11 protein-coding genes and 1 pseudogene are annotated in these 13,791 nt (G+C 61.9%); 7 read left to right on the forward strand and 5 right to left on the reverse strand.

Going from position 1 to position 13,791, the window contains the following annotated elements; genetic code table 11:
• Positions 1–8 precede the first annotated feature (8 nt).
• The 3 genes from B7L72_RS11560 to B7L72_RS11570 are packed head-to-tail and all read right to left on the reverse strand — an operon-like array spanning position 9 to position 2,403.
• A complete protein-coding gene (locus B7L72_RS11560; RefSeq protein WP_081194462.1) occupies positions 9–953 on the reverse strand; it encodes a 5-oxoprolinase subunit C family protein in 945 nt (314 codons plus the stop codon).
• The gene (gene pxpB, locus B7L72_RS11565) at positions 950–1,654 is read right to left on the reverse strand and encodes a 5-oxoprolinase subunit PxpB (RefSeq protein ID WP_081194464.1); all 705 of its coding nucleotides are present in this window, start codon (positions 1,652–1,654) and stop codon (positions 950–952) included. Before pxpB ends, B7L72_RS11560 begins: the two co-directional genes overlap by 4 nt.
• Positions 1,651–2,403, reverse strand: coding sequence for a 5-oxoprolinase subunit PxpA (locus tag B7L72_RS11570; protein WP_081194466.1), 753 nt, complete (start codon positions 2,401–2,403; stop codon positions 1,651–1,653). Before B7L72_RS11570 ends, pxpB begins: the two co-directional genes overlap by 4 nt.
• A 412-nt stretch (positions 2,404–2,815) precedes the next feature.
• Between B7L72_RS11570 and B7L72_RS11575 the strand changes: the two genes are divergently transcribed.
• The 4 genes from B7L72_RS11575 to B7L72_RS11590 all read left to right on the forward strand — a co-directional run bounded on the left by B7L72_RS11575 (position 2,816) and on the right by B7L72_RS11590 (position 6,768).
• The gene (locus B7L72_RS11575; protein ID WP_081194468.1) at positions 2,816–3,805 is read left to right on the forward strand and encodes a LysR family transcriptional regulator; all 990 of its coding nucleotides are present in this window, start codon (positions 2,816–2,818) and stop codon (positions 3,803–3,805) included.
• 17 nt (positions 3,806–3,822) lie between these two features.
• Positions 3,823–4,812: a TRAP transporter substrate-binding protein gene (locus B7L72_RS11580; protein ID WP_081194470.1), complete on the forward strand. Its 990-nt coding sequence runs from the start codon at positions 3,823–3,825 to the stop codon at positions 4,810–4,812.
• A gap of 64 nt (positions 4,813–4,876) precedes the next feature.
• Positions 4,877–5,440 (forward strand): TRAP transporter small permease, encoded by a 564-nt coding sequence (locus B7L72_RS11585; protein WP_081194472.1) that lies wholly within the window; start codon positions 4,877–4,879, stop codon positions 5,438–5,440.
• Between the two features lie 23 nt (positions 5,441–5,463).
• Positions 5,464–6,768, forward strand: coding sequence for a TRAP transporter large permease (locus B7L72_RS11590; RefSeq protein ID WP_081194474.1), 1,305 nt, complete (start codon positions 5,464–5,466; stop codon positions 6,766–6,768).
• Here the strand turns inward: B7L72_RS11590 and B7L72_RS11595 are convergent.
• Positions 6,765–8,309 carry a diguanylate cyclase gene (locus B7L72_RS11595; protein ID WP_081194476.1) on the reverse strand — a complete coding sequence of 515 codons (1,545 nt, stop codon included), beginning with the start codon at positions 8,307–8,309 and terminating at the stop codon, positions 6,765–6,767. The two genes, B7L72_RS11590 and B7L72_RS11595, sit on opposite strands and share 4 nt — an antisense overlap.
• Before the next feature lie 244 nt (positions 8,310–8,553).
• Here B7L72_RS11595 and B7L72_RS11600 point away from each other — a divergent pair.
• From B7L72_RS11600 to B7L72_RS11610, 3 genes and pseudogenes are all read left to right on the forward strand, one after another.
• Positions 8,554–11,226, forward strand: a pseudogene (locus tag B7L72_RS11600) (bifunctional diguanylate cyclase/phosphodiesterase).
• Between the two features lie 72 nt (positions 11,227–11,298).
• On the forward strand, positions 11,299–11,988 hold the full coding sequence (locus tag B7L72_RS11605; protein WP_081194478.1) for an HAD family hydrolase: 690 nt from the start codon (positions 11,299–11,301) through the stop codon (positions 11,986–11,988).
• Positions 11,989–12,094: 106 nt separating this feature from the next.
• A complete protein-coding gene (locus tag B7L72_RS11610) occupies positions 12,095–12,988 on the forward strand; it encodes an EamA family transporter (RefSeq protein WP_081194480.1) in 894 nt (297 codons plus the stop codon).
• 9 nt (positions 12,989–12,997) lie between these two features.
• On the opposite strand, the gene B7L72_RS11615 is transcribed toward B7L72_RS11610, so the two are convergent.
• On the reverse strand, positions 12,998–13,741 hold the full coding sequence (locus tag B7L72_RS11615; RefSeq protein WP_026001876.1) for a sulfite exporter TauE/SafE family protein: 744 nt from the start codon (positions 13,739–13,741) through the stop codon (positions 12,998–13,000).
• Positions 13,742–13,791 lie beyond the last annotated feature (50 nt).

The raw sequence follows: 13,791 nt of genomic DNA on the forward strand, positions 1-13,791 counted from the left end.
CAACGCCCTCACAACCAGGCATCCAGCAGGCGGCGATACGCCGCCTGCGCCTGGGTTGCGCTGATGGGTTGCAAGCGCACCTTAGTGCCCGGTAAACACTGCGCAAGGCGGGCGCAGGCCATGGGCGTGAGGGCGCCTAAACGCGGGTAGCCCCCAATGGTTTGGCGGTCGTTCATCAGGATGATCGGCTGGCCATCGGGGGGGATCTGCACGGCCCCTAAAGGAATCCCTTCCGAGACGATGCCGCCCAGGCGGCTGTTCAGCGCTTTGCCGGTGAGCCGAATGCCCATGCGGTCGGCGCGCTGGTCGACCGTCCAGGGCTGGTTGAAGGCATCGAACAGGCTGCGCCCGGCAAAGTGGGCGGCCTGGGAGCCCAGAACCATATCGAGTCGTAGCGTTTGCGGCGTGCTAGAAATCGCAGCCGTTGGCAGCTCAGCGTGGGCGGGCAGCGTGTGCACCGCTGCCGAAATGCCTTTCCAGGTTAGCCTATCGCCCGCCTTGAGCGGCTGGCCATCTTCATGCAGCCCGCCGATCTGCTCTCGGGCGGTGCATGCTCGGCTGCCCAGCACAGCGGGTGCATCGAGCCCGCCAGGGAAGGCGAGATACGCGCGCAGGCCTTGCTTTGGCTGACGAAAAACCAGCGTTTGGCCCGCCTGCATCAGGAAGCTGGCGTTGGGGGCAAGGGGCTGGCCGTCCAGTGTGGTGGCCAAGTCGGCCCCGGTCAAAGCGAGGCGTACGTCCTGGTTGGCCACCAGGGTCAGGTTGCCGCCCATGACGATTTCCAGCGCGGCGCTCTCCAGCGGGTTGCCCAGCAGCCAGTTGGCCCAGCGGAAGGCGATCCAGTCGGCGGCACCGCCCTGGGTAACGCCCAGGTGGCCAACGCCGAAGCGGCCTGCATCCTGAATCAGCGCCAGCGGCCCGGCTTGCTTGACGGTCAACATGGGCTGGCTCATGGGCGCTCCTCCAGCGGGGTGGTGTCGCCGCCGGCCGCTTCGAACTCGGTTTTTGAGATCGCTTTGAAGCGCACTTTATCGCCTGGGCGCAGCAGCGGTTCGCCGCGTTTGGCGTGCTCGAACAGCGGCACGGCGGTTCTACCCAGAATGTTCCAGCCGCCCGGGGAAAGCAGCGGGTAGATGGCCGTTTGTCGGTCGGCAATGCCGACGCTGCCCGCCGCGACGCGGCGGCGGGGCGTTTTCAATCGTGGCGTGGCAATGGCCTCGTCCACCAGGCCCATGAAGCCGTAGCCAGGCGCAAAGCCCAGCGCAAACACGCAGTAATCGTGGCTGCAGTGGCGCTCGATCAAGGCATCGACGCTGAGCCCGGCGCGCTTTGCTACCGATGGCAATTCGGGGCCAACGCTTTCGTCGTACCACACGGGAATCTCGTGCAGCTGTCCCTGCTGGGTGTCGGCAGGGGTGAGATCGTGCAGCGCGCTGCGCACCAGCGTCGTGGCCTGGCTAAAGGTGAGCTTCTGGCAATCGTAGTGCACCAGCAGAGTGGTGTACGAAGGAATCAGGTCGATCAGCGCATGAGCAAAAGCGCGGCGTAGTGCATCGTCGGCGGCCATGATCCAGGCCATATTACGTTCATCGATGGCGTCGAACAGGCGCACCGTCAAGGCGTCCATGGCGGCGGTTTCCAGGCGGAGTTTCACGCGGACTCCAGCGCCGTAAAGGCCTCGCGAATGGCGCGCACGGCAGCCACGGATTCGGGGTTGTCGCCATGCACGCAGAGCGTGTCGCAGGGCAACTGCAAGGCGCTGCCATCCCGGGCGGTGAGGGCTTCCCCTTTGGCCAGCGCAACCGCTTGGGCGACGATGGTGGTCTGGTCGTGGTGCACGGCCCCCGCCAGGCGACGAGAGGTCAGATGACCGTTGGCCTCATACGCGCGGTCAGCGAAGGTCTCGAACCACAGCGTGACGCCCATTTTTTCCGCTAGCTGACGGTGCGGTGCTGGGTCGGCAGTGGCCATCACCATCAGCGGCAGGCGGGCATCGAAGGCTTTCACGGCGCGCATGGCGCCTTCCAGCAGCGCCAGGTTGGCGGCCATGTCGTTGTACATGGCCCCGTGGGGTTTGACGTAGCTCAGCGCGGAGCCTTCCGCCTGGCAAATGCCCGCCAGCGCGCCGATCTGGTAGAGCATCATGTCTTCCACTTCATCCGCTGTGCAGGCCATGGAGCGGCGGCCAAAGCCCATGAGATCCGGATAGCCCGGGTGCGCTCCGATCTTCACGCCGTGCTGCACGGCCAGCGCCACCGTCTTGCGCATCACATGGGGGTCGGAGGCGTGGTAGCCGCAGGCAATGTTGGCGCAGTCGACGTAGGGCATGACCTCCGCATCCAGGCCAATCGACCAGTTGCCGAAACTTTCGCCCATGTCGCAGTTGAGAAGGGGAATGGCCATAGCACCTCCAGCAGATGGATTATGTTTTTGATTGTGCAAATCAATATATGGAGACGCGATATCAAGTGCCAATCGTTTTTAGCGATACTTAATATCGGCCCTTCCTATCATGCTGTTATTTAGTGGAAAAATGGTTGACGCTAGAGCGCGATACGATTATCAACTAAATAAAGCACCTCAAAAAAACATAAAAGAAACGCTCAGGCAGGATTCGGCAACACGTCATCGCGACGCAGAACAATAGCCGCCCACGAGTGATTTCCCAGGAGTGCATCATGCGGTCGTCGCCAGCCCCGCGACAGCGCATCCGGCATTGCCCGGACGCGTTGAAAATACATGCTTCATACAGCCCCCTGTGCCTGCCTTGCGGCGTGGCATTCTGTGGCTGTCTCGATATGGCTGGTTAGGCATCATGCTCGATTTCAAGGAACTGGACGCCTTCGTCTGGGCGGTCAAGCTGGGGTCCTTTCGCAAGGCGGCCTTGCGCTTGCACATCACTCAGCCGTCGGTGTCCGAACGTATCTCGCGGTTGGAAAACAGCGTGGGCGATATCCTGCTGGAGCGCTCGGCGCGCCCCATTCAGCCCACCATGCGCGGCCGCGAGTTCTATCTCCATGCAGAGCGTTTGCTGGCCCAGCGCGAGGAAGCCCTCAAGCTCTTCGACAACGACGAAACGTTTTCGGCGCCGCTGAGGCTGGGCACCATCGAAACCATTGCCCACAGCTGGTTCCCCACGTTCATGCAGCAGCTCACGGCGCGTTACCCTGCGCTGATCATCGAGCTGACCGTGGATTACTCCCCGGCGCTCAACGAGCGGCTGCTCTCCAATGAGCTCGATGTGCTGCTGGCCATGAACGGCTACCTGCCCACCGAACAAATCGAGTACGACACCCTCAGCCCCTATGAAATGGGCATGTTCGTGTCGCCCCGTCATGCGCGGCTGTTGGGCGAGCACCCCGGTGCCTGGGCAAGTAGCCTGCCGTTCATCTCGTTTGGCAAGTTGGCGCGCCCTTATGAAGAGCTGCTGCGCTACTTGAGCGACCAGGGCGTTCGTCAGCCGCGTATTCACAGTGTCAGTACGCTGATGACCATCGTGCGACTCACCGTGGAAGGGCTGGGCATCGGTGCCCTGCCGGTGGCCACGGTGTTGGAGGAGTGGCAGCGGGGCGAGCTGTATCGGCTGGCGCTGCCCGCGCCGCTGCCTGCCATGCACTACGACGTCATCTGGCGCACGGCCAATCACTCCCGGTTTTGCCGCCGCGTGGGCCGTCTGGCCCAGGAGTGCGCACAGAGCTACGCCCACGACAAGCAGAGCGAGATTCGTCATACCGCTTCTACCGGCCGCTGGGTGACCCCCGGCGTGCTTCCTTCCCACCCCGTTGCAACATCCTTATCAAAATGAACAAGAGGATCACTCCCATGCGTACACGTTTTGCGACTCCGCTGTTACTGGCCACTGCCTGTAGTCTTGCCGCCGCTGCCACGGCGCAAGCCGCCCAGTGGACCATGGCCACGCCCTATGGCGATGCCAGTTTCCATACTCAAAACACCAAGCAGTTCGCCGAAGACGTGGCCGAGGCCACCGGCGGTGAGCTGACCATCACGGTACACAGCGGCGGCTCGCTGGTATCGCATGGTGAGATCAAGCCGTCAGTGCGCCGCGGTACCATCGATGCCGGTGAAGTATTCCTGTCGGTACTCTCCAACGATGATCCGATTTTCGAGGTCGACACTCTGCCAGGCGTCGCCGGTAGTTACGACGATGCCTACGCCCTGTGGGAAGCGACCAAACCGATGATCACGGAGCTGTTCGCTTACGAAGGATTGATTCCGCTCTACGCCGTGGCATGGCCCGCCCAAGGGATCTATACCGCCAAACCGCTGACCGACCCAGCACAGTTCGAAGGGCTGCGCGTGCGTGCGCCCAATATCAACACCCAGCGCTTCGTCAACAACCTGGGCGGCAGCCCCACCGAAACCGAAGAGTCGGACATCCCCACGGCGTTCAGCACCGGCCGCGTGGATGCCATGATCACCTCCAGCTCGACCGGTAACTCCATGGCCGCCTGGGACTATGTGTCGGACTATACCGATGCCAACCTGTGGCTACCGAAGAACATCGTGTTCATCAGCCAGCGCAGCTTTGACCGCCTGGACGAGGCCACCCAGGAGGCGCTGATGGAAGCGGCAGCCCGTGCCGAAGAGCGTGGCTGGCAGATGAGTCGCGATAACAACGACACCAGCCTGGCAGCGCTGGAGGAGAACGGTATTAACGTTGCTCAGCCCAACGACGCCGTTGCTGCGGCATTACAGGAAGCTGGCGATGCGCTGTTTGCCGACTGGCTGGCCCGTGCCGATGACGAGGCCAAACAAGCGCTGGAAACCTATCAAGCCCAGCGCGGCGAATAAGCTGGCTCCACGTGGGGCGGCGTGACCGCCCCTTCTTCTCTGCGCACTGAGCGAGACTGCGAACATGACGTTTAAATTCGACAAACTCTACCGCCTGGGTGCCTGGGGAGCCGCCGCGTGCATGGTGGCGATTTGTGCGCTGATCGCCCTGCAGGTCACCTTCCGGCTGGTGGATGCACTGCTGGTGCTGGTGGGCCTGGGGCGGCTGGGCATCAGCATTACCGGGGTCTCGGAAATGGCCTCTTACCTGTTGGTTGGCGCCACCTTTCTGGGACTGGCCTACACCTTCGTTCATCACGCCCATATTCGTGTCACCCTGCTGATTTCGCGACTGCCTTCCGCCATTCGCGTCTGGTTTGAAGTCTTCGGTCTCATCGTCGCGCTGGCCATCAGCCTGCTGCTGGGGTACGGGCTGATCGAACTGGCTAGGGAAAGCCTGCAATACAACGATGTGTCTTCCGGCTTTTTGGCCATTCCGCTGTGGATTCCGCAAACCGTGCTCGCCACGGGCGTGGGGTTGCTGTGTCTGGCGCTGGTAGAAGCGCTGATCACGGCACTGCGCATTGCCGCCCGCGACCCGTCCAGCTTCCGCGAAGCGACGGCCACCGATGACAGCGAGATGCCCTAGCTCGGCTACTCTGGAGAATTCCTGTGCTACTACTTAGCTTGGTGACGATGTTGGCCCTGGTGCTGCTGTTGGGCAGCGGGGTATGGATCGCGTTTGCGCTGATTGGGACGGCGTGGATCGCGTTGGAGTTTTTTAGCCCGTTTTCACCGGGGCCGATTCTGGCCTCCGATTTCTGGGGTGCCAGCTATGGCTGGGATTTGACGGCGCTGCCCATGTTCATCTGGATGGGGGAGATTCTGTTTCGCTCGGGGCTGGCCGACAACATGTTTCGTGGCCTGTCGCCCTGGTTGAACCGCCTGCCGGGCCGTCTGCTGCATACCAATATCATCGGCAGCGGCATGTTCGCGGCGGTGTGCGGTTCGTCGGCAGCCACCTGCGCCACGGTGGGCAAAATGACCCTGCCGGAGCTGGAGCGCCGAGGCTACGACAGCAATATGGCCATTGGTACGTTGGCCAGTGCGTCCACCCTGGGCCTGCTCATTCCTCCTTCCATCGTGCTGATCGTGTATGGCGTAGTGACGGAGCAGTCGATCTCACGGCTGTTCATGGCCGGTATCGGGCCGGGCCTGATGATTCTGGCACTGTTCATGACCTATCTGGTGCTTTGGGCGCTGCTCAAGGGCAACCGGGAGCAGCTGACCGGTGCTGACGAATCGAGCATGAGCCTGGCGGAAAAGCTGCGCAATACCTGGGCGCTCATGCCGATACTGCTGCTGATCGGCGGCATTATCGTGTCCATTTACGGTGGTTTGGCGTCGCCGACGGAAGCCGCCGCCGTGGGGGTCGTGCTGTCGATGGTGATTGCTTACTTCAACGGCCACTTCAACCGAGCCATTTTCACCAGCTCACTGTTTGCGGCGGTGCGGACGGCGTGCATGATCGCCTTCATCATTGCCGGGGCCTCGTTCCTGACCTCGGCCATGGGCTTTACTCAGGTGCCCATGCAGCTGGCCCGTGCCATTGGGGAAATGGGGCTGTCGCCGACGGTGCTGCTCATTGCCTTGACGGCTCTGCTGCTGGTGATGGGCTGCTTTCTGGACGGTATTTCACTGATTCTGCTGGTGACCGCCATCATTATGCCGGTGGTCAGTGCGGCGGGCTTTGATTTGATCTGGTTCGGGATTTATCTGGTGATCGTGGTGGAAATGTCGCAAATCACGCCGCCCGTCGGTTTCAACTTGTTCGTGATTCAGGGGCTCACTGGCAAGGATATCCTGACCATTACCAAGGCAACGCTACCGTTCTTTCTGCTGATGATGCTATCCATTGCCTTGATGCATATCTTCCCTGAGATTGCGCTGTACCTGCCGCAGGCGATGAATCGTTAACGAGAGGGAAGATCACGCCCGTATACGGCAATACCGCCCCGACCAGCGCGTTTGATGGTATACATGCTCTGGTCGGCGGCGTCGATGATCTCTCGTTCGTTATCAAACTCGCCATCGTCGAGGCACGCGATGCCGATCGAGACAGAAATGTACAGAGACTCATGGCCCACCTGAACCATGGGGGACGCCTGCAAACGTTGAGCTATCCGTTCGGCAAAGTGTTCGGCTGTCCTGGCCGTTTCGTCGGGGAGGAGGACCAGGAACTCTTCACCGCCATAGCGGCCCGCCAGGTCACCCGCCCGAGTCAAGGCAGACAGCGTACTGCCGAACTGGGCAAGCACCTGATCTCCTGCCTGGTGACCGTAGCGGTCATTCAGCACCTTGAAGTGATCCAGATCGATGAATACGACCGAAAGCGTGCGTTGTTGGGCACGGCATAGCGCGAAGCGCTCACGCAGTTGTTCTTCCAGCCAGGCGCGGTTGGCAAGTTGAGTCAGCGGGTCGATGCGGCTGCGCTGCTCGAGCTGAGTGTAATCGTTGAGTAGCGCTTCACTGCTTTTTTGCTGTGCTTCCAAACGGGTACTGAGCATCAGCGTGTGCTCGAACAAGCGCTGCTGAGCTTGCTCGAGCAACGAGAAACTATCCACGGCCAGGGCCAGCGGAATGCCTAGCGATTGAGACAGCGGCGGCAACGTTTGCTGTAGGTAGGTGAGCAGTGTATCAAGGGCCAACGGCTCAGGTAGCTTCATCAGGTTTGACTGGCGTATCAGCAGCGCCAACGCCTGAGAGGGGTCGGGGGATAGCCAGGCATCGGCGACCAGGCCCGACAAACGGATGCACAGATCCGCCAGGTTGTCGGTATCCAGCGGACCATGGCTTTCATACACGCTACGCGCCAGTGTCTCGTGTGCACCCCACTTCAACAGTAGCCATGCACCCACCAGCGCGTGATCGCAGCCAAACAGGCATTGCTCGGCCTGTATGACCTGTTGATGTGTCACGCCTTCATGACCATAAAGAGGCTCCGCATCTGCCGGGAAGGCTTTCTGCAAGGCAAGCATGCCAATGTCCTGCAACAGCGCGGCTGTGAACACCCGTCCTGCCTGTTCAGGGCAGTGCTGTTGGGCGAAGTAGCTGGCCGTAACGGCCGCCGTAAAGGCGCGCTGCCAATAAAGGCGCTGGCTAGGCGTACCATTGTGCTGTTCAAATAGCTTGAAGCTGAGCACCGTTGCCAGAGTGGCATCGGTGCCCAGCCGTTGGGTCGCTTCGAAACAGGTCAAGGGCGGCTGGCTGGCGCGCAGGTAGTGCGCGCTGTTGGCCACGCTCAGCACTCTGGCCGTCAGGGCAGGGTCATGTTCGATGGTCGTGGCATAGTCCGTCAGGGTCGCCTCAGCCGTGCTGGCAACTTCCAGGACACGCATGGCGACCATGGGCAGTGAAGGAAGGCCCTGACACTGTAGCAGCGCGCCTCCCAAGGCAGGGGGCATCTGATCGGCAAGCTGGCGGTAAAACGTTTCGCTGATGGCGGCTGAGCCCGTCATGTGATCTCCTCGTACGCCGAACAGCGGAGTGGGCGACTTATCGTATAGGGAAAGCTATTGTTTACCATAGTGTACGCCGCACCGATATGGCGGTGGTACCGCCTCTATCCCTAAGACCCTGGTTTATGCTGTAAATGTCACTGTGTTTTTTTACCTGAATTCAGGTTAAAAAGAGTCAAAGCCGAGCTGCTTAAAAATGACACAAGCGAGTGCCGTGATGCACACCAGACAAGAAGCAGCAGAGATGTTTCGCCAACTGGCAGAGGGGCTTGGGCATAGCCATCGGCCCTCCTTCTTCGACGCGCTGGTGGAACAGCTGGCGCGCCTGCTGGCAGTGGAGCATGCCCTGATTGCTGTGATCCGAGAGCCTAATATAGCGGAAACCTTGTCCGTGTGGTCAAGCGGCGCGCTCGCAGGCAATATCCGTTACTCGTTGACGGGGACACCCTGCGAAACCGTCGTGGGCCACCAACCCTGTCTCTACCCCTGCAACGTGCAGGCGCTTTTTCCAGAGGATGAGCTGCTGGTACAGTTGGGCGCCGAGAGCTACATGGGCTTGCCGCTCTTTGCTGCCGATGGCGCGGCCATAGGCATCATGGCGGTATTGAGCAATCGGCCACGGGCATTCGATGGGCTCGAGAACGAAATCCTGCGTATTGCGGCAGCCCAGGCGGGGGCTGAGCTGGGCCGCCGCCAGGCCGAAAGCGCCTTGCAGGCAAGCGAGCTGGCAGCCAAAGAGAGCGAGCGGCGTCTGGATACCCTGCTCAATCACCTGCCCGGCATGGCGTATCGGTGCCAAAACGACCGTGACTGGACCATGCTGCTGGCGAGCCAGGGCGCCACCGCTCTGACGGGATATCACCCGGATGAGCTAGTGGGGAGCCGTGTCATTAGCTTTGCTGAGCTGGTGCATCCAGATGACTTTCCGCTTCTGGTGGCTGCCTCGCAGAAAGCCATCGAAGAGCGTTGCCCTTTTCGGGTGACCTATCGGCTGCGGCATCGCGATGGCCGAGAACGCTGGGTCTGGGAGCAGGGCCAGGCCATTTATGCGCAGAGCGGCGAGCCGCTCTGCTTTGAAGGCTTCATCACCGATGTGACCGATCAGCAAGTGTCACAGCGGGTACAGCAAGCCGTGGTGGAGGTGGCGTCCACGGTGACCTCGCGGATCGGGGATGACTACTTCCTTGAGCTGATCACGACCCTGACGCGCCTGCTGGAGGCAGATGCAGGCTTGATTGCCCTGCTGGAGCCCCCTCTGCCTGGCGAAGGCTTGCCTGATGCAACCGATGCCATGCCGGTACGCACCGCCAGTCTGGTCAGTCTGGTCGTGGACGGCCAGGCCCAAGCGAGCGAGCACTTTGCCTTGCCTGGCACGCCCGCAGAACGAGTGGTCCTCGAACAGGAAAGTACCGAACTGCACGGCGCTGACTACTGGCTGCCGGGTAATGCCCTGAGGGCCGAGGCCTGGATCGGGAGGCGGCTGGATAATGCCCAGGGCGATGCCATTGGGGTCATGATGGTGTTCTACCGACAGCCGCTTTCTACCAACGCCTTCGCCACGTCGGTGCTGCAAATACTCTCGACCGGTGCGGCGGCCGAGCTGGAGCGGCGCCGTGACCACCGCCGCATTCACCAGTTGGCCTATACGGATACCATCACCGAGCTGCCCAATCGTGCCCATTTCATGGAGCTGTTGGCGACGCTGGGCGCCCAGGCCCAGTGCGAGCGTAAGTCGCTGACACTGGTGCTGCTGGACCTGCGTCGTTTCAAGGAGATCAATGACCTGCATGGCCATCAGGTGGGAGACGCGTTGCTGGCCACCGTCGCCAGGCGTCTCCAGCGGCTGCATGACCTGAGCGGCCACTGCGCGCGGCTCTCCAGCGATGAGTTCGCACTACTTCTGCCGCAGCATCAGGGAGTCGCACTGGAAGCCTTCATCAGGCAAGTGATCGAGGCCATCAGGCACCCGATTCATCTGGAGCACCGTGAGTTTCAGTTGGATGCCAGCATCGGTTTTGCGCGCTACCCCAGCGACGTGGCCGCCCCCGCCGAGCTGTTCAACGCCGCCAGCATTGCGCTGCACGATGCCAAGCAGCGCGATGCGGGCATATCTCCCTATACGCAGACCATGCGCCGCACGCTGGAGCGCCAGCAGTGGATGACCGAACGCTTGCACCGCGCCATCATCGAGCGTCGTCTGGAACTCTACTTTCAGCCGCAGGTAGACCTTGAGACCTATGCACTGACCGGTGCCGAAGTGCTCTGCCGCTGGCATGATCCGGAGTGGGGTTGGGTCAGCCCCGGCGAGTTCATCCCCCTTGCCGAACGGCGTGGGTTGATCCGCCTGCTGGGCGATTGGGTATTGGAAGCATCGGCGCGTCAGTGGTCGGACTGGCAGGCGGCGGGTACCCCGCTGCCTGGGCGCCTGTCGATCAACATGGCCGCCCAGCAGTTTGCCGACCCACGGCTGACCGAGCACGTCGCGCGGCTCACCCGAGGAGTGCCGCCGCAAGCGCTGGCCCTGGAGCTGACCGAAAGCGACTTCATGCGGGACCCGGACCAGGCGGTCATGATTACCTAGGCCATGCGTCAGGCGGGGTATGCGCTGCTGATCGATGACTTTGGCACCGGGTATTCGTCGCTCTCCTACTTGCGCCGATTCGAGGCGGATGCCTTGAAAATCGATATCTCTTTCGTGCGCGACATGCTGGACAACCCCCATGATCGTGCCATCGTGCAGACCATCATCGCCATGGCCAACGCGCTGGGCATGAAAACCCTGGCCGAGGGTGTCGAGCAACAGGCCCAGGCCGAGCTGCTGGCCCAGCTGGGCTGTCATCAGGCTCAGGGGTATTGGTTTGGGCGGCCTCTGCCAGCGGCTGAGTTTGCCGCCACTTGGCTAAGCCGCCAGGGCTAGCCGCGCGTCATCTTGCTGTCATCATCCATGGCATACCCTACGCGCGCCATACCGCGACGAGAGGAGTTTGCCATGCGCCTGGCCCTGTTCGACCTTGATGACACCCTCCTGGATGGAGACTGCAGCGACCGCTGGAATTTATGGATGATAGAGCAAGGCTGGGTCAGCGATGCCGAAGGTTTCATGGCCCGCGCGGAAGTGATGCAGCAGGCTTATCATGCGGGCAAGTTGAAGCTTGACGAGTACCTGGCGATGACGCTGGCGCCGTTGCGTGGCCGCCGGGTCGACGACGTTCAAAAAGAAGTCGAGCGCTTCGTGGCCACTCACCTTCAGCCACGCATCTTCGAGCAGGCATGGCGCTGTCTCGATGCGCACCGACAGGCGGGCGATACGCTGGTCTTGATCTCGGCGTCGGCCTGCCATCTGGTCGCGCCCATAGCGGCCATGCTGGGGATCGACCACGTGCTGGCGGTGGAGCTGGAGCAGGACCGCTTGCCAGGCGGCGCCATGTACACCGGGCGCAGCGTGGGGGTGCTTTCCTACCGTGGCGGCAAGGTCACGCGGCTACAGCAGTGGCTGGCGGAGCAGGGCGTCGAGGCGTGCCATACCACGTTCTATTCCGATTCCCGCAACGACTTGCCGCTACTGCAATATGTCGATTGTGCGATTGCCGTCAACCCGGACCCGGTGTTGGCGGAGGTGGCTGGCGTCGAAGGCTGGCGACGCTTAGACTGGCGGGCCGATACCGAGCAGAGTATTTAGCTTTGTGAACCGCCAACCCACCACGCATTTGCCAGCCCATGACGCACGACCTGCCTGATTACCGTTTCATCGAACACCCCGCTGATCCTGCCCTGGTGGCTTCCGTATGAGCCCCACCGCGCTCGCCCTGGTGCTGGTCTCGGTGTGCATGCACGCCGGGTGGAACGTGCTGGGCAAGCGCAACGCGCCCTCGCTTGGGGCGTTTGCGCTGGCCTATGGCGCTGGGGGGGTGGCGCTGTTGCCGCTGCTGGTGTTAGGCCCCTCCTTGACGGCGCTGCCCAGTGCCTTCTGGGGCTGGCTGGTGCTGTCCGGGTTTTGCCAGATGCTCTATATGGGAGGACTTGCCTGGGCCTATGCCCGGGGAGAGGTGAGCGTACTTTACCCCATTGCCCGTGCCTTGCCGGTGGTGATGGTGCCACTGGTATCGATTGCCTGGCTGGGCAATCGTGGCCTTGGCCTCTGGGATGGCGTCGGCATGCTGCTGATCATGCTAGGGGCGCTGGGCTTGCCGCTCAGCCGACCCGAGGCCCGCCGTCTTGCTTCGTATCTTTCCCCCGCCATGGGCTTTGCGCTGCTGGCGGCGGTGGGCACCGTGGGGTACTCGCTGATCGACAATCAGGCCCTGGGCGTCATGCAAGGCGCTGGCCATAGCAGCCTGACGGCAGGGGCGGTCTTCATGGTTCTGCAGGCATTGATGACGCTGCTGTGGGCGCTCCCGCTGTTGGCCGTGTTGCCAGCAGAGCGCCGCCGATTGCCTGCGCTGCGACAGCAGGGGCTGACGATGCTGGTGGCCACGGGCTTGATGATGACCTGCACCTATGGGCTGGTGCTCATGGCCATGGCGCTGACTGACGAGGTCAGCTACGTGGTGGCGCTGCGCCAGCTCTCGATTCCGGTTGGCGTGCTGATGGGGGTGCTGTGGCTCAAGGAGCCTGCCTCCAGCGCCAAGACGCTGAGCACGCTGGTGATGCTGCTGGGGCTGTTGATCGTGGCGCTGTAATGCTTGCCGCTAGCGCAACGCCTGCCAGACCAGGTTGAGGCCCACCACGAACATGGCCATGATCACCAGACGATAAAACAGCTTTTCATTGACACGGCTCTGCAGCCAGAGGCCGTTGCGCACCCCGATCCAGGCAACCGGTACCAGCAGCAGCGAGGCCCAGGCGCTGGTCATGTTGACCTCGCCAAGCCAAACATAAGGGCCCAGCTTGATGCTGTTGACCACGGCATAGGTCACCGTGCAGGTGGCAATGAACGTCTCCTTGGAGAGCTGACGAGGCATGAGGTACATGTTCATGGGCGGTGCCCCCGCGTGGGCGATGAAACTGGTAAACCCGCAAACGCTGGCGGCGGGCAGGGCCCAATGGGTGGAAATGGGTTTCTTCGCCACGGGCTTGAGCAGCATGTAGGCCGCAAAGGCCACGGAGAGAATGCCCAGCACCAAACGCACGCCCTCTTCGCTGAGACTGCCAAACAGCAGCGTGCCGACGGTCACCCCAATGAACAGGCCCGGCACGAAACGCCATACCTCCGCGCGGGAGTGCTTGCCCCACCATGCCTTGACGGCAAAGGCATCCATGACCAGCAGCAGCGGCAGCAGCAGCCCCGCCGCCTGGGTAGGGCTGATTGCCAGGGCCATCAAGGGCACCGACAGCGTGCCGAACCCGCCTGCGAATCCGCCCTTGGACACCCCGGTCAAATAGACAGAAAAGATGATCAACAGCCAGGCGATGACGGAGTAATCAGGAAGCATGGGCGCCTCGAATGCTTGGGTTGGTTAAAGGTTAGCGGGCGAAGGACATC

It is taken from the genome of Halomonas sp. BC1 (assembly GCF_002078135.1).
Lineage (GTDB): Bacteria > Pseudomonadota > Gammaproteobacteria > Pseudomonadales > Halomonadaceae > Vreelandella > Vreelandella stevensii.

Coding starts and splice junctions, on each gene's coding strand:
- B7L72_RS11615 (WP_026001876.1), bottom strand. CDS start 13,741: ATGCTTCCTGATTACTCCGTCATCGCCTGGCTGTTGATCATCTTTTCT.
- B7L72_RS11585 (WP_081194472.1), top strand. CDS start 4,877: ATGACGTTTAAATTCGACAAACTCTACCGCCTGGGTGCCTGGGGAGCC.
- B7L72_RS11570 (WP_081194466.1), bottom strand. CDS start 2,403: ATGGCCATTCCCCTTCTCAACTGCGACATGGGCGAAAGTTTCGGCAAC.
- B7L72_RS11580 (WP_081194470.1), top strand. CDS start 3,823: ATGCGTACACGTTTTGCGACTCCGCTGTTACTGGCCACTGCCTGTAGT.
- B7L72_RS11595 (WP_081194476.1), bottom strand. CDS start 8,309: ATGACGGGCTCAGCCGCCATCAGCGAAACGTTTTACCGCCAGCTTGCC.
- B7L72_RS11560 (WP_081194462.1), bottom strand. CDS start 953: ATGAGCCAGCCCATGTTGACCGTCAAGCAAGCCGGGCCGCTGGCGCTG.
- B7L72_RS11605 (WP_081194478.1), top strand. CDS start 11,299: ATGCGCCTGGCCCTGTTCGACCTTGATGACACCCTCCTGGATGGAGAC.
- B7L72_RS11610 (WP_081194480.1), top strand. CDS start 12,095: ATGAGCCCCACCGCGCTCGCCCTGGTGCTGGTCTCGGTGTGCATGCAC.
- B7L72_RS11575 (WP_081194468.1), top strand. CDS start 2,816: ATGCTCGATTTCAAGGAACTGGACGCCTTCGTCTGGGCGGTCAAGCTG.